General features: G+C 51.6%; 19 protein-coding genes. 4 read left to right on the forward strand and 15 right to left on the reverse strand.

Features of this window, described 5'->3' with window-relative positions; translation table 11 throughout:
- Nucleotides 1–15: 15 nt before the first annotated feature.
- From DFR60_RS06155 to DFR60_RS06170, 4 genes are all read right to left on the reverse strand, one after another.
- Nucleotides 16–1,581 carry a hypothetical protein gene (locus DFR60_RS06155; RefSeq protein WP_110322120.1) on the reverse strand — a complete coding sequence of 522 codons (1,566 nt, stop codon included), beginning with the start codon at nucleotides 1,579–1,581 and terminating at the stop codon, nucleotides 16–18.
- An 18-nt stretch (nucleotides 1,582–1,599) separates the two neighbouring features.
- Complete coding sequence (locus DFR60_RS06160; RefSeq protein ID WP_110322121.1) at nucleotides 1,600–3,657, reverse strand: type IV secretory system conjugative DNA transfer family protein; 2,058 nt, start codon at nucleotides 3,655–3,657, stop codon at nucleotides 1,600–1,602.
- 134 nt (nucleotides 3,658–3,791) lie between these two features.
- A complete protein-coding gene (locus DFR60_RS06165) occupies nucleotides 3,792–5,696 on the reverse strand; it encodes a sensor histidine kinase (RefSeq protein ID WP_110322122.1) in 1,905 nt (634 codons plus the stop codon).
- Between the two features lies 1 nt (nucleotide 5,697).
- A complete protein-coding gene (locus DFR60_RS06170) occupies nucleotides 5,698–6,462 on the reverse strand; it encodes a LytR/AlgR family response regulator transcription factor (protein ID WP_243004989.1) in 765 nt (254 codons plus the stop codon).
- 220 nt (nucleotides 6,463–6,682) lie between these two features.
- On the opposite strand from DFR60_RS06170, the gene DFR60_RS06175 reads away from it, so the two are divergent.
- On the forward strand, nucleotides 6,683–7,399 hold the full coding sequence (locus tag DFR60_RS06175; RefSeq protein WP_110322123.1) for a CvpA family protein: 717 nt from the start codon (nucleotides 6,683–6,685) through the stop codon (nucleotides 7,397–7,399).
- Between the two features lie 164 nt (nucleotides 7,400–7,563).
- Here the strand turns inward: DFR60_RS06175 and DFR60_RS06180 are convergent, their stop codons facing one another.
- The 3 genes from DFR60_RS06180 to DFR60_RS06190 all read right to left on the reverse strand — a co-directional run bounded on the left by DFR60_RS06180 (nucleotide 7,564) and on the right by DFR60_RS06190 (nucleotide 9,816).
- Entirely contained in the window at nucleotides 7,564–8,151 is a 588-nt protein-coding gene (locus DFR60_RS06180; RefSeq protein WP_110322124.1) for a helix-turn-helix domain-containing protein, read from the reverse strand.
- An 11-nt stretch (nucleotides 8,152–8,162) separates the two neighbouring features.
- The gene (locus DFR60_RS06185) at nucleotides 8,163–8,507 is read right to left on the reverse strand and encodes a GIY-YIG nuclease family protein (RefSeq protein WP_110322125.1); all 345 of its coding nucleotides are present in this window, start codon (nucleotides 8,505–8,507) and stop codon (nucleotides 8,163–8,165) included.
- 70 nt (nucleotides 8,508–8,577) lie between these two features.
- Complete coding sequence (locus tag DFR60_RS06190) at nucleotides 8,578–9,816, reverse strand: ROK family protein (RefSeq protein ID WP_110322126.1); 1,239 nt, start codon at nucleotides 9,814–9,816, stop codon at nucleotides 8,578–8,580.
- Between the two features lie 311 nt (nucleotides 9,817–10,127).
- Here DFR60_RS06190 and DFR60_RS06195 point away from each other — a divergent pair, with 311 nt between their 5' ends.
- Nucleotides 10,128–10,508: a BlaI/MecI/CopY family transcriptional regulator gene (locus DFR60_RS06195; RefSeq protein ID WP_002603229.1), complete on the forward strand. Its 381-nt coding sequence runs from the start codon at nucleotides 10,128–10,130 to the stop codon at nucleotides 10,506–10,508.
- Between the two features lie 3 nt (nucleotides 10,509–10,511).
- Complete coding sequence (locus tag DFR60_RS06200) at nucleotides 10,512–12,305, forward strand: BlaR1 family beta-lactam sensor/signal transducer (protein ID WP_110322127.1); 1,794 nt, start codon at nucleotides 10,512–10,514, stop codon at nucleotides 12,303–12,305.
- Between the two features lie 84 nt (nucleotides 12,306–12,389).
- Here DFR60_RS06200 and DFR60_RS06205 read toward each other — a convergent pair whose 3' ends face one another.
- Both DFR60_RS06205 and DFR60_RS06210 read right to left on the reverse strand, forming a co-directional pair.
- On the reverse strand, nucleotides 12,390–12,746 hold the full coding sequence (locus DFR60_RS06205) for a hypothetical protein (protein WP_025529922.1): 357 nt from the start codon (nucleotides 12,744–12,746) through the stop codon (nucleotides 12,390–12,392).
- Between the two features lie 158 nt (nucleotides 12,747–12,904).
- Entirely contained in the window at nucleotides 12,905–15,100 is a 2,196-nt protein-coding gene (locus DFR60_RS06210) for a penicillin-binding transpeptidase domain-containing protein (protein WP_207659505.1), read from the reverse strand.
- Between the two features lie 277 nt (nucleotides 15,101–15,377).
- Between DFR60_RS06210 and DFR60_RS06220 the strand changes: the two genes are divergently transcribed.
- A complete protein-coding gene (locus tag DFR60_RS06220; protein ID WP_002603225.1) occupies nucleotides 15,378–15,797 on the forward strand; it encodes a hypothetical protein in 420 nt (139 codons plus the stop codon).
- 93 nt (nucleotides 15,798–15,890) lie between these two features.
- Here DFR60_RS06220 and DFR60_RS06225 read toward each other — a convergent pair whose 3' ends face one another.
- The 6 genes from DFR60_RS06225 to DFR60_RS06250 all read right to left on the reverse strand — a co-directional run bounded on the left by DFR60_RS06225 (nucleotide 15,891) and on the right by DFR60_RS06250 (nucleotide 24,475).
- Nucleotides 15,891–17,330 (reverse strand): D-alanyl-D-alanine carboxypeptidase family protein, encoded by a 1,440-nt coding sequence (locus tag DFR60_RS06225; RefSeq protein ID WP_110322129.1) that lies wholly within the window; start codon nucleotides 17,328–17,330, stop codon nucleotides 15,891–15,893.
- A 257-nt stretch (nucleotides 17,331–17,587) separates the two neighbouring features.
- Nucleotides 17,588–19,990 carry a family 43 glycosylhydrolase gene (locus DFR60_RS31235; protein WP_110322130.1) on the reverse strand — a complete coding sequence of 801 codons (2,403 nt, stop codon included), beginning with the start codon at nucleotides 19,988–19,990 and terminating at the stop codon, nucleotides 17,588–17,590.
- A 15-nt stretch (nucleotides 19,991–20,005) separates the two neighbouring features.
- The gene (locus tag DFR60_RS06235) at nucleotides 20,006–20,989 is read right to left on the reverse strand and encodes a LacI family DNA-binding transcriptional regulator (protein ID WP_110322131.1); all 984 of its coding nucleotides are present in this window, start codon (nucleotides 20,987–20,989) and stop codon (nucleotides 20,006–20,008) included.
- Between the two features lie 162 nt (nucleotides 20,990–21,151).
- The gene (gene arfA, locus DFR60_RS06240) at nucleotides 21,152–22,654 is read right to left on the reverse strand and encodes an arabinosylfuranosidase ArfA (protein WP_110322132.1); all 1,503 of its coding nucleotides are present in this window, start codon (nucleotides 22,652–22,654) and stop codon (nucleotides 21,152–21,154) included.
- A gap of 38 nt (nucleotides 22,655–22,692) precedes the next feature.
- A complete protein-coding gene (locus DFR60_RS06245; RefSeq protein WP_110322133.1) occupies nucleotides 22,693–23,535 on the reverse strand; it encodes a carbohydrate ABC transporter permease in 843 nt (280 codons plus the stop codon).
- Between the two features lie 10 nt (nucleotides 23,536–23,545).
- Nucleotides 23,546–24,475 carry a carbohydrate ABC transporter permease gene (locus DFR60_RS06250; RefSeq protein ID WP_198292966.1) on the reverse strand — a complete coding sequence of 310 codons (930 nt, stop codon included), beginning with the start codon at nucleotides 24,473–24,475 and terminating at the stop codon, nucleotides 23,546–23,548.

Below are 24,475 nucleotides of genomic sequence, written 5' to 3' on the forward strand. Positions count from 1 at the left end.
TATCCCCTCCTTACTCTACCGTACTCCCAAATTCCGTTTCTTGCGTGTCAGAAACACGACTCCTCCCGCAATACCCGCCACAATCAGCAAAATCGCAGTCACTGCGTACGCGTTTAAATGATAGCGCAGCGTAAATTCCTGGCTTGATTCGTTCCCTGCCCTGTCTGTGACAGTCAGGACATACCGTCCCGGCGCGGTGACCACTGTGGAGGAAAACGGCTTCGGCTCTTCCCCGCCCTTTTTCAGGGTGATCGCCGCCATATCGTCGGCCAGATAGGTGATTGCCGCCTTTTGGCGCTCCACGGCCACCGTAAACTCCGGCGGCGCCGTATCCCTATTTAATATGACTCTGTGCCGTTCTCCGTCCTCGCCCGTAAGGCTGATGGTATATTTTCCATCCTCCGTCATGGCGAAGGAATAACGGTCCGTAAGCCTTAACGTTTCATCATTAAATGTGATCCCGGTAACCTCAGTGCCCACAGGCGCTTTGAATTCGCTTCGATTTACATAAGTATTCGTAATCTCGAACCGGAATTCCTCTTCCCCTGACACCAGGCGGTACTGCCCATACTCTGTCAGTACGGTGTCCGCTTCCCAGGGAACCTCTTCCTCTCCGCGGTAAAGCTGACAGGATGAGTCTTTATCCAGCGTAAGCCGCACCGCAGAACTGGTAATCATGTTCTCCGGTACATTGGAAGAAAACGCAAATCCATTGGAAAAGACAATCCGATATAAGTTTTTCGTCTTGTCATAGGTCTGAACTCTTGTCGTTTGGCTCTCCTCCGTCAGCGCGCCGCCGGTCTCATCAGGTTTCGTCTCCTCTTCCCGTGTTTCGGGTTCTGTTTCCCCGTCAGGCGCTTCCGATTCTGTTTCTCCGGCCGCCGGTTCGCTTTCCCCTTCTGAACCGGCGGTTTCCCCGTTGGGTCCTATGATATCTCCTTCTTCCACAGAAGCCCAATTGGCCCCTAATCCATCCGGCAGCCCCGCTCCCCCGTTTCCTCCCTCTTCTGCAGCCGCCGCGGGAGCCTTATCATCAATGCGGAAACGGAACACCGAGCGGTACTCCTCCTGCTCCGACAGCGGAACATTCTTGTCGTAAATGGCAGTGATGCGCAGCACATACGTCCCCTTTTCTCCCACCCTTTGTTTGGAGGAATAGGCCATGGGAACGCCGTCCTTTTCCATGGTAAAGATTAAATCGGCTGGAATATCCACGTAAACCGGCTGGTCCGTAATCCCGCCATTCTCTACATTAGAATAGAGAAAATACTGGTTATTCAGGGACTGCTCATACAGCCCGAATTCTTCGTGGTACTTCTCCCCCATCGTGACATCATGGATTTTCGGTCCCGTCTCTCCCTGGGATTCTTCTGCCACAGAAGCCGCCGCGGTAATTCCGGGCCCATGGCCCTCGTCCTCCGTCCCGCGAACCGTGTAACCGTCCTCCTCATCAAGCTTTCTCTCTGAAAAGTAATCCGCTGCAGATATCGCCGAATCAACGGCCCCGAAGGCAGACACCGAGAGACTCCATACAAAAAAACCGCAAAGGAATAGAAATTCTGTTTTTCTTTTTTTTATCATTGCGTTCTCACCTTTTTCTTATGCCCTGTTCTCCAGACTTACCCCGGGATCATCGTCAGATTCGGTGCCGGGCTCATATTCAGAGGCCTCATCCTCGTCTGCCTCCTGTTGACTCGCCACAATATAGTTGCGTTCCTCGAGGTCATAGAAAACCTCGTCGCCGAAAAATGCATTCATCCGCACTTCCGATAAGTCCATGGTCTTCATCTCGTAGAGCGGACACTTGTAGCTGGGCGTAAACTGGGTCTTCAGCGGATAATTACCAAATGTCACGATTATGGCGTTGCCCGTGGAGGTCTTGTTATTTAGCTTCTGCAAATCCGAAGGATAGATGAGCGGCCTCGTCTGGACCTGGGTGGAAACATTGATATTGCCGGTTTTATCCCCCAGACTGGAGGACACGCTCTGGGTGGAAACCGTCTTATTCCCGCAGAGCTTGGAAAATTCCTCGCACGTCTCGATATCATTGGAACCGATAAACATCTTCATGCCGCAGTTGCTCTTGATGATGTTGGCAATTGTCTGACTGTACACGTTGTCTAACTGGGCGTAGGACTGGACCACCATGTTAAACCAGATCTTCCGGCTCCGGCCTACGGTAATCATCTTGTCGAATTTATCGATCTTCGGCATATTGCCGAACTCATCGAGAATGAAGTAGACATTCCTCGGCAGGCTTAAATCCTCCCTGGCGGACGCCACCTTGATTAACGCCTTGTAGATACAGAGGACAAACACAGCTGCCAGCGCGTGCCTCGTGTCTTTCTCATCCGGAATCTTTAAAAACAGGGCCGTCGGCTCATTGGCAAACTGCTCCGGATTGATGTCTGTGGCCGACGTCAGGGAACAGAGGCCCTCGTCATTAAACATGGACAGCTTGTCAAAGGCAATGGACATGTAACTGGCCAGGGTTGTGTCCGCGGCTGACAGCACCTGTCTCGACAGCCCGACCGCCTTGGACAGCTTCGGCCGTCCGGTAAAGTACTCCTTTAACGCTGCGAATTCTTCCTCGGAATTGCTGATGGCTTTGTTAATATTGTAGAAACAGAACTTTTCCTTCGTCATCTCCAGTTCAGGATACTCGCTGTCCTCCAGCATGGCCAGACAGACCGCCATAATGATGGAACGGGCTCCTTTCTCCCAGACCGGATCATCCTTGGACTCGATGGGGCAGATTACGCTGATTAAATCATTCAGATCCTCGTACACCTCATCGTATATCTTCTGCTTCTGTACCTTCACGACGGTCAGCAGCTCTCTCCTGTGCGCATAGGCCTTTCCCCGAAACTCATACCAGATCTCCCCATACTCCTCCGCCTTGTTCACCAGCTCCAGGCCGCTCTCCGTCACACTGCCGTCACACTCAAAGATTCCCTCGCCGGCCTTTAAATAAAGCTGATACCGGTCGTATAAGTCTCCCAGCGGATTCCAGCGGAAGGAACTGTAGGGGTCTCTTAAGTCCAGGACCATTACCTTATAGCCCCGCTCCGTCAGCATCCCGCTGTGAAGCTGGAACAGCTCTCCCTTGGGATCCGTGCAGATCATGGAAGAGCCTGCAGAGGAATTTCCCAGTATCTGGATCATGGGATTGATAAAGGTAGTTGTCTTACCGCTTCCGGTGGCGCCGATCACCAGGCCGTGCATGGGGCTTGCCAGATTAATGTCCAGTTCTTTTTTCTTTTTATTGTAAACGGCATACACGGGGATTCCGTCCTTTTTTACTTCATTCAGCTTTGTAAACCGCCGCGGCGCGAAGTTGGCATCCCTCTCCTTATCTGTCATAAAACGGGAATTCTCCAGAGAGCTTTCCACGCTGTCTTCCCTGGACTTAAGGACCCGCTTCGCCCGTTTTACCGTGTCCACACGGAATACGAGATACAGCATGTAGAGCATGACGGTTACGACTGCCCCGTAGAGCCACGTGGATGGTTTTAACATCAGCGCCGGATCCCATAAACTCAGCCAGTCTTTCTTCATAATCGCCGGAACCAAGTTATTAAGAACGGTTCCGGCAAAATATCCGGCTACAGTGACTGCCAGCAGACAGGCCGCACCATATTTTAATATTCTCTTCATCCTTATTCCCCCCTCGTTTATTTTTCTGATTTTATCTTAATTTAAACTTGAAACGGTTACAATAACCCCAAACCCAAAGTCATTTTTTCTGCGCGAAACTCACATGCCTGCTCCCCCCCTTTACCGGAGAGCGGTTATTTTCTCTCACCGGGAATAACGATGGATACCTTAAACCTCCCGTCTTCCGGCTCAAAAAAGGCAGTTCCCCCATACCGTTTCACAATTGCCTTTACGGATTCCACCCCGATGCCTACGCCGTTTCGCTTCGAGGAACAGAAGTATCCCTGACTGTACCGGACGTTTCCCTCATAGCTGTTATCCATCACAATCAGAAGGCGGCCTTCTTCCTGGCTGCTTCGCAGGAAGAGATAACGCCTTGCGTCCTCTTCCTGACGCTCGCACGCCTCAATGGCATTTTCCAGGAGATTGCCGAATATGACGCAGATGTCTTCCTCAGGAAGCATCGGTGCCGGGGGCAGGCTGAGACTGACATCCGTCTCAATCCCTGACCTGCGCGCCCTGGCCAGATAGTGGCTTAAGACTGCATTCAAGGCGTAGTTTCCAGTATAAATAAGGGGATTGCCCTCCTCTGCGGCGGGAACCACCTGGCGCAGGAAACGCCTGATCTCCCCCACGTTTCCCTCATCCGCCATGGTGCTCAGCATACGGAGATAGTGACGCATATCGTGGCGCAGCCGGCGCGTCTCCTCCATCGACTCGTTGATATGCCTGTAATGCTCTTTCTGCATGGACAGCTGACGCGTCATCCGCTCATTCTCTTCCAGAAAAATAACCCGGTTGCGAAAGGCGTCCACCATGTCCCTCCATAGGATGCAGAACATTCCGATCAGCAGCGCCGCATACCCGACCATGATAAAGGAAACTCCGTACACCGGTTCATAATATGGCAGAAGCTGTTCCATAAAGAGCGCTGTTGTAAACACCGCTGCCATGATCAGCAGGGTCATGGAGCGCTCCATTTTCTTCATCAGGGCAATTTCTGATACAATGATCAGATAAAACGCAATACCGTATTTATACCACTCTGTCATATAGAAGAAGCCTTTAGCGAGTACCGGCGGGCTGTACTGTACAAAGCTGCTGTAAGCCACCGCCAGCACAAGAAAGCCGCCGATGATGACCGACAGCTTTTCAGCCTGGATACGGTATAAATCATTTTCAAGCACCACCATCAGCCATAATCCGGCGTAAAAAGAGAAAACGGTAATGGTATAAGCCGGCTGAACGCCCAAGACGAATCCAGTTCGGATAAGCGAACAGATACCGAGACCCACGAAGCAGGTACAGAATAAGAAAAAGAGGTATCCTCTCCACCAGCGGATGGCAATGGCCATATAAAGAAAGAGCGCGGCTCCAATCCCGGCCACTCCCAGAAATGCCATGCGCATCATACGGTTTATATCATGAATCCGGGCAATATTGCCGTACGTTCCCAACAGGGGAGGCGTAAACATATGGGAATGCAGTGCGGATAAGTCTGCCGCCTGAATTACTAATTCTACGTCCCCCGTTTCCTGCACAGGGATAACGCAGCTTCCGGTTCCCGCCTTTTCCTCCTCCGGCCGTCCCATGGCAAGAACACTGCGGCCCCCGATGTAGATCCGGCTGGCGGAAGGGATCTCCATGATCTGAAGCCCGTACGTCTCCTGGATCTCGGGAAGACGGATTGTCAAGCGGAATGTCCCCTTCACCCACCCCGGACGTCCGTCGCGGTTCATAGTTCCGAATCTGCCCACAGAGACGTAATACGGTTCTCCTGCCGCAGAAGCGGAGCCGTCTTCCGCAAAATCTCCCGGCTTCAGAAGCTGATCGGGATAGAATTCCCAGCCTCTCACCAGGCTGTGGACCGGATGCAGCTTAAGCGCCTCCTCCGTAATCTCCAGCACGCCTTCCGATGCCTGGGGACTGCCCGTCGTATACCGGTTGTCATAGTAGTACATCACCAAAAAGAAGCTGACCGCAGCCATTGCGATAAGTACCATTTTCAGTGCCAGCTTCAGTCCGCGAAAATTATCCACTTTAGTTTCCCTCCCGTAGTTCTTCCAGCGTGTAGCGCAGATACTTCTGCCTTACCTCCCCTCTGCCGTGAATCCGGACCGGAAGCTGCTCTCCGCTTTTCAAAATGATATCCTGGGTTTTCATTTCACGGATCCAGTCCATATTCACATAGATTCCACGGTTGCAGCAGAGGAATCTTGCCTCCTGTTCCAGCCTCGATGCGATCTCCGTAAACTTATCAGCCGCCTCCGTGACACCTTTTTCCGTATGGATCCGGCCCGTCCGCCTGACGCAGTCCACATAGATAATATCCCGAAGCAGTACCGGCCTGCGCAGCCCTCCCTTAAGCGTAAGCAGCAGGCAGGCTGAATCCCTGGCTGCGGTTCTGATAAAGCTGTCCAGTGCGAGACAGAGCTTATCATACTTCAGAGGCTTTACCAAATACCAGGCAGCATGCACGGAATACCCCTCTACCGCGTAATCCGGAGTGGTTGTAAAAAAGATCAGCCGGCACTGCTTATCTCTCCGGTAGACTTCCCTTGCCGTATCCATTCCCGTCAGTTCCTTCATATAGATATCGAAAAATATAATATCGTACCGTCCCGGCTGAAATGCCTCCAAAAATTCCTCACCAGAGCCAAATTCCTCAATGTTCAGCTGGATATCAGACTCTCTCCGCTGCTCCCTTTCTTCAAAATAGCGGTTCAGCATCCCCCTCAGCGCACTCCTGTCTGCCGCCGTATCATCCACTGCCGCTATATAAAAATTCTTCTGTTCTTCCCTCAAAGGTCTCCCTCCCTGATAATAATTCCGTGTCAGCCCATAGTGACTGGTGACGATTCATTTTATCATGGATAAAAGGCGATTCCGAAACATTAACAAAATTTAAAGTTGGGACTTCTTCTAAAGGTTTTCCGAATTGTGGTAAGATGAAGGTAGAGAGAAACCGGAGTTTCCGAGAGTGCTCTGAGATCAAATTGGGAGGAGAAGGGAGGGAATCGGCTTTATGAAACCAGGTTTTATCATAGATTTATGTCTCATGCTTATCCTGTTCATGGCTGCAGGAGCAGGCGCCAGAAGAGGACTTATCATGACTGCCTCAAAGCTGGTGTCCTTAACCGCTGGATATATCGGTGCCTGGGGAGCTGCACTGGCGCTGTCTAAACCAATCGGAAACCGTTTTTTTCTACCCTGGGTAAACGATTCCATCGCAAAGGCGGCTGCAGAAAGCTATAATCCGGTAAACGATGTCTTAAACCAGGCAGCAGATCTTGGGGCGGGGGCGGAAGCCGCTGTCATGGAGGCATTAAGCGGTCTTGGCCTTCCGGCCTTTTCCATATCCGGCGTCTTTGGAACACTGCTCGATAAGGTAACCGGAACGGGGCGGGATGTCTTAAGCGCGGCGGCTGAGATTATCTCTCAGCGAATTGCCTTCGTACTGATTTTCATTGTCGCATTTATCATCATCCAACTGGCAGTGCTCTTTGCTTCTGGCTGCATCGAAGGGCTGACCAGCCTTCCGCTTATGGGTCCCGTAAACCGGATCGGCGGCGCCCTCTGCGGAGCGCTTCTCGCCGCATTCATCGCGCTGGCCCTTTTGTGGGTTCTGGGAACCTTCTTCCCTTCCCTCACTGCGGATCATGGGATTCTCTCTGAGGAAGCATTAAAAGGAAGCCGTTTGCTGCCGCTGTTTTTGAAGGCTGTAAAGAAAGTATTGCCGTAGCGGGTGCGGCGGGGCAACTCCTTAAAAGATACAAAAAAGGCCGTGCACTGGTGATTTTTCACTCATCGGTGCGCCGACCTTTTCTTTATTTTATTAACGCTACTATTTCACGGTAATTCTGCCCGAACCTGCGGAGAATCTGGATCGATCCGCATCAGTTCAAACTAAAACGGATATTTCTGCAGTCCATGATTGGTACAGTATAAGTACAAATACCCACCCCGTCTAATCATTGGCATACGAAATTCCGGGTTCTGTTCCGGATACAGCCTGTTTAAGCAGATCCAGTCGTGATAAACACAGGCCGCAAAAGCAATATAATGTTCCTTGCTCATATCATGATCTAATGTTACATAGTATTCCAAATCAATCTCCTGGATTGTGGGGTTATGTTTCTCCGAGCACGGTACCGGGACTAACGGCTTTAACTTTCTTCCACAGCAGGAAATTGACGCGGTTCCCGTGCTTACAAGAATATTGCCGCAGTTGGGGCACACGTAAAAGAGAATTTTTTCCATCTTGCCGGCATCCGGGCTGTTGGGAGCAAGTTCGCCCTGAAGCAGTTTTAAAATATCGGCGCCCAGCACCGTGGACAGATCATCCCATAACGATACATCCGGACAGCCCAGACCGCATTCCCATTTGGAGACAGTCTTGTTGCTGATTCCCAAAAGGTCTGCGACCTGCTGCTGTGTCATTCCTTTCTCTTTTCGAAACTGCAGGATCAACCGTCCTACTTTTGCACAATCCATTCTTTCCCCTCTTATTTCCAGATCTTGACGGCCTTCTTATCCGCCTCTAAGCATTCCTCCCGGAGCAGCTCCAGTTCTTCCGTATGGTCCTCGCATGGGTCTTCATACTTCAGCACCTTAATCACCGACTGCTCAAAGCCTTCCTCCCCATACTCATTCCACAGCTCCTGCAGATGCCGGTTCGGATGGGAAGAGCCCGATAATCTGGCAGAGACGCTGTTGAAGGCGGTTCCCGTATCTCCCGATATTCCCAGAAATGATTCGCCGGTAGCCCTGCATTTCAAAGAGATCACCCCCATCTCCGGATGGCGGTTTTTGTATTCCATAATAAGCTGTTTTTTGCGTTCTGTATTCATGTTTATCACCTCGTACTCCATTGTACCGCATAAAACCTGCGGGGACAATCTACGATCCGTAGACTTTGCATCATTCGTCAGATGGACTCTCAAGCGCCCCTGCCTGGTTCGTTGCCGGGATAAACTGGCCCGGACTGTCGAAAATCCGGTCGATGGCTACGATTGCCGCTCCCGTCAGGATCGGATCGCCCTGATAGGTGCTGATCGACAGTGTGAGGCCCTCCCACACGTCGGCCAGAATGCCCTCCCGCACGGTTTCACGGATCACGGTCTCCATTCGTTCCGGATCCGGTCTCGCCATATCATCCCCGATGATGATGATATCCGGGTTAATGACATTGACAATATTGATAATTCCGATTCCAAGGCTCTCGCAGGCGCGCTGGTAGCAGTCGATGCAGAACTGGTCGCCTTCGCGGATCCGCCGTTCCACATCTTCAAAATTACAGCCCAAACGGCCGGCCTGGTCACCGTATACCGCCTTCACTAATTCCAGGGAGGAGGCATACCGCTCCAGACAGCCCTTATTGCCGCAGGCGCACGGCTTTCCGTTCCGGTCGATGGTCATGTGTCCGATCTCCCCTGAGGTTCCCAGAGCGCCCTTGTAAATCTTTCCGTCCATCACAATCCCCGCGCCGATTCCCTGACCGGCCGCGATATAGACCAAGATATCATCGCGGTAGGCATCCTTTAAGTCCCACATATGGGCATAGGCACCGGCGTTGGCATTGTGCTCTAAAAAAACGGGGATGTCCAGTTCTCTGTCAAAGAATTTTTTTAAATCAACGTCCTTCCAGATATCGGCTCCCGTGATCAGAGCGATTCGGTTTTTCTTCGCTATAAACGGCCCCGGCACAGCCATACCTGCCGCCAGTATGGTATCTTTTCCGTATTTTTTCATCAGAATGCGCATCTCGGCCGCGATCTGATTCAGAATATCTTCCGCATCCGGCTGCTCTTCCGGTTTAAAATCCACTCGCTTCTTCGTGATCTGCGTCCCTGTCAAATCGAACAGACCGACGCTGTAATGCTTTCTCGCAAGGCGCACGCCTATGACCCGGTAACGGTCCGGATTAATGGATACGCCGATAGAACGGCGGCCCTTGCTTCCATTCAGGAAGCCCACCTCCGTGACGATTCCCCAGTTTAAGAAATCCTTCATAATATTGGTCACGGTCGCCTGTTTCAGCCCTGTCAGGGAAGCCAGATATGCCCTGGAACACATGCCTTCTCTTCTTAAATTTTTTAAAAGGAGAGAACGGTTCATCTCCTGTGTCACGTCCTGGTTAATTCCCCTGTTTTGGACCATGTTGTCTTACCTCGCACCTCTTGTATGATTGGCCGGACAGTCTCCGGCCGGGGCCATGCCTTTGAACGGCTGACCCTGTTTTAAATGGCTGACTGACCCTAGTACTGCATTGCGCAATGAATCAGGCTTTTATTCCAATTAATTACGCAATGCAGTACTAGTATATCATGGTCCTGCCGAATCCGTCAAATGAGAAAACTTTGAGAAAACCATAAGAAAACTCGCTCAAATATTTGATCCCGCCCCCTTTACAGCGGCGTTCCGCTCGCGTATAATATGTCTATTACATTTGTAAGAACAGGGAGGTTATCATGAGCAGGCTGCCGCAGATATCAGAAGCCGAATATGAAGTTATGAAAGTCATCTGGAGCAAAGCTCCCATAAGCACCAACGAGGTGACGGACTGCCTTTCAGAGGCTACGGAGTGGAGCCCCAAGACGATCCAGACGCTTCTTAAGCGCCTCGTGCAGAAGGGGGCCATTACATATGAAAAGAAAAGCAGGGTCTTTGTATATACCCCGCTGGTAGCAAAGGAAGACTATTTAAGCCAGGAGAGTGAGCATTTTCTTAATCGGTTCTACAATGGAAATCTGACCTCACTGGTGGCAAATTATATGAAGGACGAACGGATCTCCCAGGAGGAACTGGAAGAGCTTCGCGGCCTCTTATCGCATGGCGGGGAAGGAGAATAGCAGATGGCAGAATCTCTGCTTCTTTATCTGCTGCAAAGCAGTGCCGCCATTGCAGTTTCCGGCGGCATCATTATGTTCATACGAAAAGCGTTTGACCGGTACTTGACAGCGGAAACCCGTTACCGCCTGTGGTTTCTTCTCCTGATCCTTGCGGCCGCGCCGTTCCTGGCTGAAGCATTTCCATGGCTGGGCAGGCTGACTTCCCGTCTTGCCGGTCTGCGGACGGCCCCGGCCGGGGATTCGTGGCAGGGCGGGGGCCCGGAGGCTGCCAGTAATATTTTTACAGCCACGGGACTGCTCCATGATTTTTCCGTTTCGGTGAGCCGTAAAATGCCTGGTTATCTGGCATTCTCCCTTCTCTCCCTCTGGATTGGAGGAGCGGTCTTACTTGCGGTCCTCACCCTTATTTCCGCAGTCCGGGTTAATTTTTTAAAGAAGACTGCCCTTCCCGTTCGGGATGCACTCCTGCTGGACATATTTGAGGACTGTAAGAGGCAGCTTGGAATCCGGATGGATATACCGCTTCGTTCTTCCTCCCGGCTCCGCTCCCCGGTTACGGCGGGAATCGCCGCGCCTTGTGTGCTGCTCCCGGCATCCCGCCTCTCCGGACTCTCGGAAGACGAGATCCGCTGCATTCTGCTGCACGAGCTTTTGCATTACAGGCATAAGGATATCATGAGCGGCGTTCTTTTCCGCCTTCTCCTGATTTTTTACTGGTTCCATCCTCTGGTCTGGCTGGCCATAAAGGAGATGGAAAGCGACCGGGAAATTGCCTGCGATACGGCGGTATTGGCGCTTCTTGGTGAAAAAGCGTCCTGTGATTATGGAAATGCCCTGCTTCATTTTGCAGCCGGTCTCTCCCATCTGACCTTCGGGCAGACAGCCGGCATCGGCGGCAGCCGCAAAGAGATCCGGAAGCGGATTCTGTACATTGCCTCCTACCGCCGGGAATCCGGCAACAGACGGTTAAAGAGCCGGCTGCTGTATCTTTTGACCGCAGCGCTGGTGATCTGTACCACGCCGTCCGCCTCCGCTCTCCCATTTTCCTCAGACCGCTATCGTGCGGCTATGCCCCAGGCGTCTTTAGAAGATTTGAGCAGCTATTTCGAAGACTTTGACGGCAGCTTCGTCCTGTATGACAGTTCCGAAAACCGCTATCTGATATCCAATGAGGACGACGCCCGCACAAGGATTTCGCCAAACTCCACCTACAAGATCTACAGCGCCCTGATGGCCCTCGACGCGGGTATCATCACTGCGAAGGATTCTGCCATGGCCTGGAACGGAGAAGCCTGTCCCTTCGATTCCTGGAACAGGGACCAGAACTTAAACACCGCCATGACAAACTCGGTCAACTGGTATTTTATGAATCTGGACCGCCAGAGCGGCCTGGACTCGATCAAACGGGAGCTTACCGCGCTCTCTTATGGAAATCTGGACTTTTCAGGAGGCCTCTCGCGGTTCTGGCTGGAATCCTCCTTGAAAATATCTCCTCTGGAACAGGTGAAGCTGCTGGCTGCATTATCCGGCCACACGCTGCCGTACTCGGAGCGTGACATGGAGACCGTTAAGGACGCGCTTTTCCTCTCCTCCGACGGCACATCGTCACTGTACGGAAAAACCGGCACCGGCACTGTCGATGGAAAAAACACCAACGGCTGGTTTATCGGCTTCATAGAATCTGAAAACGGCTCCTGTTCCTTTGCAGTCCATATTAACGGAGACGACGGGGCAACCGGTGCAAAGGCGGGAGAGATCGCACTGCGTATCCTGAAAGAGAAGCAGCTGTATGGGTAATAAAAATGTCATCAGACGAAACCGTTGCGTTCCCGTCAGATGACATTTTTATTGTCTGAAATCGGAAAAACGGCTTAAAACCGCTTATTCGACCGTAACCTTAAACCGACACTTTTCAGCCCCGCTCAAAACCGTTTCAATTATTTCCACCTCTATGTGCTTTTCCGGCATCATATTTTCCAAAACGTATATCATACTCTGTCTGGAGCATTCACAGAAGGAAGCGTCTTTTCCTCCCGCCAGTGCTTCCTCACATACGCATTTGGGATAACCCATTTCATAAATATGGCCCTTTTCGATTTCTTTTGCAAAGGAATGCTCTGTATCTCCATATTTCTGACAATATGTATCCATATTGAAGCCGCAGTCCTGAAACCACTGCATCTGAACAGGTAATACGGTATCCTTTACACAGTTTATTGCTTTTGTCCTGTAATCCATGATTCTCTCCTCAAATCGAATTTGTAAAATGTACATATCCACTACAGACAAATACGCGCTATACCTTAACAATTTTACTATATCCGTGTGTATCTGTCAAATTCAGAGGTACATCATCACAAGGAAATTTCTACCATAAATCCAGTAACTTAAGTTCACTACTGCACCGGCGGAATATAAGAATCCAGCACGGCCCTCGCCTTTCTCACCACCAGGCCGCTGCCTCCGGCATTCTTGACATCCTCCACCATACTGACCATGAGTATCGGCGTGCGGTCCGGACCGTCAGCCGTATAGACTGCAAACCAGCCCAGCTCTGTTCCAGAGGTGTCTCCTTTCGATGCTTTTATCTCGGCCGTTCCCGTCTTGCCTGCCAGAGTAATATCTCCCCGCATCGCGGCGTGGCCGGTTCCGTGCTCCGAGCTGATTACCTTTTTCAGCGCGGTATCGATTGTTTCCGCAATCTCAGGAGTGCAGGCGCCCTTCAGCCATACTTCCGATGCCGGTTCTTTCCTGTACGTAATATATGGCTTTATGACATCTCCCCGGTTGGGGAACATGGTATAAAGGGCCGCCAGGTGGATCGGATTCATCAGCACCTGTCCCTGACCGTATCCGCTGTCTGCCAGCTGGATTTCCGTCTCGATCCGTTCCGTGTTGGAATACTGGGACTGGGATACAGATATCTCGAAGGGCAGATCCTGATTGAAGCCCAGGCGGTCGAGCCCGGCCATAAAATCGTCATACCCGATCTTCAGCGCAGCCTTCGCAAAATAAATATTATCGGAGTAAATATAGGCATTTTCCAGGTTGACCGGGCTGTAGTCGTGGAGCGTCGTCACCTGATACTTTCCCCAGCTGGCATCCTTCTGCCAGCTAAGTCCCGCACGGTCCGTGCCAAAGCTTTCGCCCGGAGTCAGCGCTCCCGTGGAAAGCCCGATGACTCCCGTTATCGGCTTAAACGAGGAGCCGGGCGCAAAGCGCTGGCGGAAACGGTTAAACATCGGCTTTCTCTCGTCTTCATTTAACGAGGCCCATTTCTCCTCTGACATGCCGAGTATGAAATCATTGTCGTCATACGACGGCGTATTCACCAGTGCCAGCACCTCACCCGTGTAAGGATTCATGGCGACCGTGCAGCTCTTGACGTCTTTGAACGTCTCGTAGATGGTCCTCTGAAGGCTGCTGTCTATGGTCAGCGTGATATTGCTGCCGTCTACCCGCGGTATGGCGGCCAGAACCAGCTTTTCCGCGCCTTCGGAGGTGACGATCGAGATCTTTTCTCCGTTCTGTCCCTTCAGTTCTTTTTCATACAGAGTTTCGATTCCGCTTCTCCCTATGACGCTGTCCGATAAGTATCCCTCGCCCGGATGCTTCTCCAAATCCTCAGCCGTCACATTCTGGACATATCCCACCAGATGGGCCGCCGCCTCTCCCAGCGGATAGGATCTCACCGGTGTATCGGTAATCATCACGCCCGGTATGGCCAGAAGCGCGTCCTGGAGCGCCTTATTCTCCACATTATCCGCTCTTGGACTCGCTGACTGGAGATCAAACTCATCTACCTTTTTCAGCGTCTTGACCGGAACCAGGGAGTCTTCCTTCACCCATTTTGCCGCCAGCTTCTTCTCTATACTCTCCATGGAGACTCCAAGAAGCTCAGAGAGCCGCTCCAGATCAGGGTTAGAGCCGGAAGTCTCTCCCTCCGTTCCCGCGGTATAACCGGCCATTTTCCCGGGCACAAGGCCCACCAGAGAAGCGTTTCCTTTTCCGGCAAGCAGGCCGCCGTCCCGGTCCAGAACCTCCCCTCTCACTGACTGGTCGGTGGAGACACGCACTTTATCGGTGCGGCCCAGATTCGGGAAAATAACCTGATCATTCCAAATCATCCGATAGTCGCCCGCCGCCTTTTTCTTCTTCGTTCCCTTGTCCTCAGCCGCCTGCTCCCAGATAAAATCAACCTGATTCAGAAAATTGATCTCGCCGGCGGAGCTGTTGAGCGAAGTCTGGTAGCTGACCGTCTTCAATCCTTCCGTCCGTTCCTCCACACTCTGGATCTCCACACGAATATCGGCGGCGCCGATTCCCTCATAGATGTTTTTATTTCTCGCTGTAAAGTCCTCCAGACTGATATTCTTCCGGCTCTGTTCGTTCAGCATTCCATACATCGCCTCGTAGTTACCGGTCCTGATATAATCCGTGTACTCCATCAGGAGCTCTTCCGGGGTCTTCTCCTTCTCCGCCTCCCCTCCTCTCCGAAACCAGAAAATCCCTGCCACAATCACCGCAGCAATCAGGATCCCTGCAGCTATACCACCGATCATCAGTCCACGTTTGCTTTTTCTACGTCTCATAATATGGTTCCTCTCTTTACAGCTTCGTTCTCACACCTTTTCCTGAAATGGCATTTTACGCACAATTCCGTCAAATCTCACATCCGCTCCCGCAGACTTCGCGCCCTGCACCGAGTTTTTATAAATTATTACACATGTAAGATTTAAAGTCAATATATCATTTCTATTGTTAAGAAAAATGTAACATTTATTTTCCTTCAAAAACTGCGTCGCCATCTCTTGACAGATCTCCAAAACCGGCATATAATGAACGTTGTTCATTTAAGGAGGTATTCACATGAAAATCAAAAAAAATTATCTACTGCTGCTTGCAGGCATTGTCTGGCTCGCAGCCGGCTTTAATATTCTGCGCATCGGGATCATTTCCTATAAAAGCTATGTGACACTGATCAACCTGGCCCTTTCCGCAGCAGTATTTTTCCTTTTCTGGTTCATGGTGTTTGGCAAACTGGTACGCAGGCACACCGACCGGATTGTACGCTATGAGGAAGAGATGCAGTTCATTCTGAAGTTCTTTGACCGCAAGTCCTTCTGCATCATGGCCTTTATGATGACCTTTGGGATCGGCCTGCGCACCTCCGGCCTCTGCCCGGATATCTTTATCGCAGTCTTTTACTCAGGGCTGGGAACCGCGCTGGTTCTCGCGGGCCTCGCATTTACCGGCAACTATATCACACAGGCGGCCAGGAATCGTTAGTCACTGAAAAAACTCCCGCGGCAGTCGCTGGAATTAAGTATAAAAAAGGCTGTACCCTCTCCCGGTTCCCGGGTGAGTGGTACAGCCTTTTTTCTATCTCTTCTTTCGATTATTCCCTTTACTACGGTCTCCCAGACGCTCTTTCAGCAAACGGTCGAATTCCTCTTCCGTCACGCCTTCTTCCCGAAGCCGTCTGCGCCTCTGCTCCCTGCGGAGCGCGCGCTGCTGTTCCTCTTTCTTCCGGGAGTATGACAGATACGCACCACCGCCGGCAGCGGCGGCAATCACCACCAGTGCGATAATCAGAAAGGGATTGATGGAAAACTTCTTCACGTCCTCTTTCTTGTCATCCGCTTCCGGCTTTGTCTCTTCCTGTGTTGCCGGCTCCGTGACCGGTTCCTGCACTTCTTTCTGCGTCAAATAGGCGCCGCCCACTTTCCGTCCGTCGTATGTATACTGGATAAACGCCACGCTTCTCTCCGGATGCTCGTCCGGAAAATCGGTTGTCAGCGTGTGCTCCGTATCCGCAAATACCGCGCCCTCCGGGAGTGTCACCGCTCCCGACGGATCGATCTTAAGATCCGCCGGCAGATAGCTTTTTCCGGCCACCTCCACGGCTGTCTCGCCTTCGGTATAGGCAGTTTCGTTTTCCGCTACATTAAAATTGGTAAAATGCGCAAATCCATATTCCAGAAGCGCCTTGCTGTCCAGATAATACTGTCCGGGACTCCCCTTCAGAATCACGGATATCATACGCTTTCCGTCCTTCTCCGCATAGGTAACCAGCGTGTTGCCGGCTTTTAAGAGGTATCCCGTCTTGCCGCCCTTCACCGGCGGATAATAGTACTGGCTTGAAGAGTCATTCGTATTCAGGATCAGCTTATTCTCCGCATAAATCGTCAGGCCATCCGGATTGTTGATCGTAGGCGGAAACGTATGTGTCAGCGCCGCGCTGATTCTGATAATATCCGGCTCTGCAAATGCCGCTCTGGAGATCGCCGCCATGTCTCTGGCCGTCACGTACTGTGTGTCTCCGTTGAGGCCGGAGGGATTATCGAAATGGCTGTCCTTACATCCCAGCGCCGCGGCCTTGTCGTTCATCATCTTCACGAACGCTTCCTGAGACCCGGCCACATGCTCTGCCAGCGCGTTAGCCGCCTGATTACAGGAATGAACCAGCAAGGAATAGAGGCAGTCCTCCACGGACAGATTGTCTCCTTCTGCCACATTCAGCTTATTACCGCTGTCGGACTCCACGTTATTGATCGCGCTGCTTGAAAATGTCACCACATCGTCGAGTTTGCTGTGCTCCATCACCAGAAGAGCCGTAAGAAGTTTCGTAATACTGGCCGGCGGGTACGGCGTATCATACGCTTTTCCACCTAAAATGGCGCCGGAATCCATGTCGATGACAACTCCTGCCTCCGCTTGTATATCTGGTCCGGCCGGCCATGCCGGAGCAGCGTAGGCAGTCATGAGAAAACAGTTGCTGATCAGTGTCCAGCAGAGTAATTTCTTCAAAAAACATTTCATATTTTGTTCCCCTCAATTATGTATACACGCCCTGTTATTACATTCGTAAGAGCATTTTTTTATTATACACTGGATTAACCGGTGTGTAAACAGACTTCGTAAATTTTAGAATGAACCGGAAAATCCGGGGCCGCAGTACCTTAAGATCCCTCACTTCTCTCTCCCGGCAAAGAAAAATGCCGGAAAGCCAGCCTCTCGGCCATTTCCGGCATTTCAACTTTGTTTCAATCCACGCTCGATCATTTCACAGAGTGCGACTATACCTTATAGATGTGCGGCTTCAGTTCCAGCCGCTTCATGCGCATCTTCATAAGCAAGGCCTGATATTCTTTCTCCTTAGCCAGGTTATGAAGCTCATACGGGTCGGCCTCCAGATCGTAAAGCTCCTCCGCGTCCCCATGATTATCCACATATTTATACTGCTGCCATACGACTGCTTCCGCCCTCCACGGCGCAAGGTGTCCGTAGGTCTCGGCCAGGAGCGCCGTCCTCCAGCCCGGCCTCTGCTCCGTGAACAGCCGGAATATATCCTCTCCATCCACTGGTGAGCGGAAGGCGCTTCCCGCAGCGCTCACGATAGTAGGAGCCAAATCACAGTTGGTGACCAGCTCCCTGCATATCCGGTTCTTCGGGAGCACGCCGGGGCAGGCCATCGCAAGCGGAATCCGCAGCACCTCCTCCGGCAAATAAAAGGCCTTGTCAAAATGGCCGCCGTGGCAGGCCAGGGCATCACCGTGATCCGCGGTCCAGATAATCAACGTATTCTCATCCATCTGAAGCTCCCGCAGCTTCTCAATCACGCTTCCCACAGCCTCGTCCACCATAGTGATCTGGCCGTAGCATCTGGAAAGGAGCATCTGCCACCGGGACCATTCCATGGGATTCGGCCGGATCAGCTCTCTGTCACGGCTCGTTTCCCTTCCCGTATCGAACAGATAGGATTTCGGCTTTCCGGCCAGATCATCGGAAAAACTCGGGTATTCTTCTATGGATTCCGGCGGATAGAGCGCCGCAAATTCTTCTGTCGGGCAGTACGGCTGGTGCGGTCCCCAGAAATCCACCCGCATCATAAACGGAGCCTCCTCCCGTTTCAGCTCCTCCAGCTGCCGGCAGGCCATATCCGCAACATAGTACGCCTCATGGCACTCTTTCGGTCCCTCCAGGATGCCGGAGAGCGCCTCATTCGTGAGATCCCGTGGGAAATCGTAGAGATCCCCCTCCTTTACATTGTCGATCCAGCCCTTCTCGCACATATTCATTTCCACGCGCATTCTGGCCGGCGGAAGTTCTTTCCGCCTCCGGTACTCTTCGTACTCCGGCTGATGGTATGGATTGGAATAATCCGGGTAGGACACCCCAAGGCATCCCAGATCCGACGGTTTTCCGGCGCAGGCATGCCATTTTCCAAAGTAATAATTCCGGTATCCGGCTTCCTTAAGGACATCCACATACGTTTCATGGCTGTCCCAGGGCGTTTCAAAAGAATTGTCCGTCTGGCCGTGATGGTGGGGATACAGCCCCGTCATCATCGTTTTTCTGGAAGGCATACTGAGAGGCGAGGAGCAGTAGGCGCGTTCAAAGAACACTCCCTCCGCCTTCAGCCGGTCAAAATACGGCGTCTTCACTCTGGGATGACCGTAAAATGCCTGATGGTCCACTACCATCATCAAAATATTAGGACGCCTGTTCTTCCGAAAATGAAACACCGGCTCCTCATTTTCATCCCACTCCACGGGAAGTGTATAGGCATGCCGATTCTCATCATACAGAGGATCGCCCAGAATCTCGTCATACTGCCTGGCATGGAATACCATAATATCCGTGAGACCGTCCTCAGATTTCACGAAGGAATTGTGGCCGGGGCCGAATATTCCCTTTTCCACATCGGTCTTCACCACCGGTTCTCTGGATTTTGACCAGTCAGACGGATCGAGGGGGTCTCCTCCTCTCCGTAAGCGCAGCATTCCCATGCAGTAATCGGCTCCCGTCGAGCTGGCCGAATACGTCAGAAACAGCCTGCCGTCTCTCTCTAAGACAGCCGCTCCTTCGTTCACCCAGAATCCGCGGCGCTCCCAGTCATAATCGGGGGCGCTTAATAGCACCTGCGCCGTCAAAAGCCGGTCCGGCGCCTCCATCTCAGCGATGTATAAATTGGATATCTTTTTGCCGATATTCACCTTCTCCGCCCAGACGCAGTACCATTTTTCCCGGTATGAGAACACCGTCATATCAAGGGAAAAATCCTGAAATGAGAATTTGTCAGGCTCCGGGGTTTCCGCCGCCTTCATCTGTCCCAGTTCCTGCCACTCATCTTCCATCGGGTCTCCCCTGTTTACCAGCACATAAGGACGGATTTTCCAGATATCGTCCTTCTCTCCGGCAGCAAAATAAATGTACCAGGCACCGGATATATAATGAATCTCAGGCGCCCATATATGACAGCTCATCGGTCCGCTGTCGTGCCTGACCCAAAGTGTCTTTTCCTCCGCGTATTTTAAACCGGATATATCCGCGGCTTTTCTCAGTATAATCCTGTCATATTCAGGGACCGACGCGGTAAAGTAATACGTACCATCCTCATGCTTAAAGATGTACGGATCAGCCCTGTTTTCAATCAGCGGAATGTTGTATTCCGTTGATGCATAATGATCTCTGTCCATGTCTGTCCTCTCTGTCTACAGAGTCTCTCCCTGGACAAGGCGGTAGCGCTCGTAGGTTTCCATGGCAATTTCCCGGCCTTCCATCTCGTCGAACAGAAGCTCCACTGCCCTTTTCGCCACTTCCTCCACCGAATTATAGATGGTGGACAGGCGCGGAGATAAATATTCCAGAAGCTCAATATCATCAAAACCCATGATTCCGTAGTCCTTCGGCGCCCGTTTGCCGCGGGCCTTCAAATACTTCATAATATCCATCGCATAGATATCGCCGGAACAGAAAAATGCAGTCCTGCCGCCTCCCTCTTCCAGAATGGAAGCCGCTTCCTCCCCGTACGATTCCGAGCTTATGATCTGCCCCTCCGTGAACCGGCTCCCCATCGCATCCCGAAAGCCCTCCAGACGCTGCTCATGGGTATAGTTGTTCCCTTCCTTGGACTCGCCCAGAGGCGGGCAGACAAACACCACCCGCTCATAGCCGGAATCCAGAATCTTATCCGTCGCTTCCCTTGCCGCCCTCCGCTCATCAATTCCCACAAACGGAATCTCATCCGAAACCTTGTTTCCAATGACGATGAGCGGTGTGTCCAGACTCTTCAAAAACTTATTAAAATGTTCGCCTTTATTTACCGGGGAAAGAATCAGGCCATCCACGTGGTAATCCACCAGCTTTCGGATTAAATCCACCTCTTTTTCCCTGTTCTTTCCATGGAGCGTGATGTTTACACAGTAGCCTCTTGTCTGAGCCTCCGTCTCGATTGCACTTAACATCTGGGCAAAATACTGGTTCTTGACATCAAATACCACGACGCCGATATACATCGTCTTTCCCTTTACCAGTCCTCTTGCCAGAAGATCCGGCCGATACCCCAGTTCTTCCGCTGTCCTCACGATCCTGTCTTTCGTCTCTTTACTGATCCTTCCCTGGTTGTTCAGGGCCCGGATCACGGTCGTTCTCGAAACCTGACAGATTCTCGCTATATCATTCGTCGTAACACCCATTTTGCACCATGCCTCCGGTTTCTTCATTATTCCCGCGAGCAACGAGCCAAACGGACACGCTGGCGCGTCCATTTGGCGACTGCCGCGAGGGTCAAATGCCCCGTTGCTTGCAGCGGGGTTTTTGACTTGCGCCGGAATTCTCTGTACCTGTTCCGGCAGCTGTCACTTAACTTTTATTCGTAACACATTCCATGACAGCCTGTCAAGCATAACCGCAACTTTTCCGTCTTTTATGGCAGCGTCATCCTTTTGTTCCGGTCTCACCGGCTGATGGCCCAGTGAATTTACGGCTTCCGGATCGTCCGAAGCAAGAACGCGGTGCTCCAGCACAGCTTCCGCCTCATATCCCTGTAAATCCAGTGACACCTCCATCTCCTCCGAAGGAGAACGGTTGATCATAAATACAACCATCTCTTCCCCGTTCTCCACCGCGGCCGTATCCAGAAGCGGGATCTCTTTCTTTTCATATAAAACCGAGTCTGAGGTTACACGGCAGTCCATGACGTGGCCGTGACCGTAGGCGGCAGTATCTGCAAATGGATAGTAGATCGGCTGCAGCCACATCCCGCCGCCCTTTTCTGTCATGATCATCGCGCTGACATTGGTCAAAAGGGACTGGCACGCAATCTTGACGCGGTCCGCATGTTTCAGGATTGCCAGAAGCATTCCTCCGAAGAGCAGCGCGTCCTGAAAGCTGTAAACCATCTCGCTGATCGGCATCGCCTGCTGCCAGGGGCTCTCGTCGCACTCTCTTACCGTCTCCTTTGACGCCCTGGTCCACACGCCCCATTCATCAAAACTAATAGAAAGCTGTCTGGAAGAGCGTTTTTTCGCTTTGATATAGTCACAGACTGATGTGACTGTCCGGATGTAGTCACTCATCTCATCCGCCTGTGCCAGGAAGCTTTCCACAGGCTTTTCATGGCCGTCAAAATACTGATGCAGGGATATGTAATCCACATACTCATACGTCTCATCCAGAGACTGCGCCTCCCATTCCGGGAATGTGGCCATGGTATTTAAGGAGCTTCCGCAGGAAACCAGTTCCACACCGGGATCCAGGATTTTCATGGCTTTGGCGGTCTCTCTCACCAGCCTTCCATATTCAGAAGCGCCCTTATGGCCCAGCTGCCATTCCCCGTCCATCTCATTGCCGAGACACCAGGTGCGGACCCGGTACGGTTCTTCCCGCCCGTTCCTTCTCCGCTTTTCGCTGTATGTGGTGCCCTCCTTAAAATTACAGTATTCCAGGTAATGCAACGCTTCCCGGATACTGCCGGTTCCCAGATTGACCGCAAGCATCGGCGATACACCGGCCTTTTCACACCATTTCATAAATTCATCGGTTCCGAACTCATTCGTCTCGACCGCCTTCCAGGCCAGCTCCGGCCTGCGCGGACGCTCCTCCTTCGGGCCGATTCCGTCTTCCCAGTTATAGCAGGAAACGAAATTACCGCCCGGATACCGGATGGTGGTAATGCCGGCGTTTCGGACCGCCTCCAGCACATCCTTTCGGAATCCATCCTCATCAGCCAGCGGATGATCCGGCTCATAGATTCCGGAATAGACCACCCGGCCCATATGTTCCACAAAGCTTCCATAGATCCGGTCGTCAACGGAACCCTTTTTAAACTCTCGATTGATCGTAATTCTGGCTTTCTGCATTGTTTTTTTCTCTCCTCTGTTTCAGCAGCCTGGCAGCGCTAGTCCTTCATTCCGCTGGTCGCGACACTGGCGATAAAATATTTCTGGAAAAAGATATAAATGACGAGCAGCGGCAGCACCGACAGAAGTGCACCTGCCAGCTGCGGCCCGTAATAAGTGGTCGCGTGTTCTCCCACGAAAAGGGCAAGTCCTGCGGAGAGCGTCCTCATCCTCGTGCTGCTGGTCATCATTAATGGATACAGCAAATCATTCCAGTTCTGCATCAGATGGAAAATGGCCAGAGTCAGTACCCCCGGTATCACCAGCGGAAACATAATCTTTGCAAATATACCGAATTCGCTCATGCCGTCCACTCTTGCCGCTTCCTCCAGATCCTTCGGAAGAGCCGCGAAGTAGGACCGCATCATAAAGATGCCGAATGCCGAGGTGGCCTTCGGCAGAATCAGTCCGCCGTAGGTGTCCAAAAGCCCCAGCAGATTCGATTCCAGGAACAGCGGAATCATCATAACCTGGAATGGTACCATCATGGTAAGCAGCACCAGCATGAACAGGATATCTTTCCCCTTAAAATCCAGCCGCGCAAACGCATAGCCCGTTAATGAGTCAAACAGCACTGCCAGAATCGTTGAACCGCCTGCAAATATCACGGTATTTTTAATATATGATGCCATAGGGATTGTCTTAAAAATCCTCTGGAAGGACTTCAGTGTATATTTCGTTCCAAAAACAGTCGGCGGATATCCCAGGATCTCCTTTTCCAGTTTAAAGGACCCGACCGCCATCCAGATAAGCGGAAACAGGACAATCACAATCAGGAACACCGTCAATACGATCTTAACCACACTTAAAAGTGTCACACGTCTTTTCTTCTTTTCGTTCATCCCCGGCCTCCTAATTCTGGTTAATAAACATGTTCTTGTACATCGGAAGGGAGACAGCCAGTATCACCACGAGCAGAAGCACAGAAAGGGCACAGGCGTATCCCAGATTGTAGGGCTGATTAAAACCGGTTTTATAAATATACTGTACCAGCGTCTCGGTCTTAAACTGGGGACCGCCCTGTGTCGTGACGTACACCTGGTCAAACACCTGAAGAGAGCCGATGGTATTGGTAATAAGGCAGAACCCCAGCGTGGGCTTCAAAAGCGGCAGTGTAATCTTAAAGAACTGTGCCGTCTTCCCTGCCCCATCGATCTCCGACGCCTCATAGTAGCTCTGGGATATCCCCTGGATTCCCACTACCAGAATGGACATGGTATAGCCAAAATTTTTCCATACCGTCATGGCGATCACGGTCGGCATGGCCGTCTTCGCATTTCGGAAAAAGGTGGCGTTATGAATACCGATCTGTTCCAGTAAGTACGGTATGAATCCAATATTGGTATCTAAAAGAATGGACCATATAATGCCTACCGCCGCCATGGAGCAGACTACCGGAAGGAAGAAGATGGATCTGGCCGCCTTGTTAAAGAGGCTGGTCTTTACCAGCGCATTGGCCGTCAAAAGTCCGATCACAATCTGAAGAGGCACTTCGAACAGGACGAATATAACCGTGTTCAGCAGTGCGTTCCAGAACCGTGTATCCTGAAATGCCGTGATAAAGTTGTGGGCCCCTGTAAAACTGGTGTCCGTAAAGAAAATATTCATGTCAAACAGACTGATTACGAGACATGCCATCAGCGGAATAATCGCAAATACGAACAGTACCAGGATGGAGGGCAGCATAAATAAATATGCTACCCGATCCGGTTTATTCCAGTATTTTCTGCCGAATGAACGTGAAGGGGACTTTCTTGTTTTTATATTATTCAATGAAATCAC

The organism is Hungatella effluvii (assembly GCF_003201875.1).
Classification (GTDB): domain Bacteria; phylum Bacillota; class Clostridia; order Lachnospirales; family Lachnospiraceae; genus Hungatella; species Hungatella effluvii.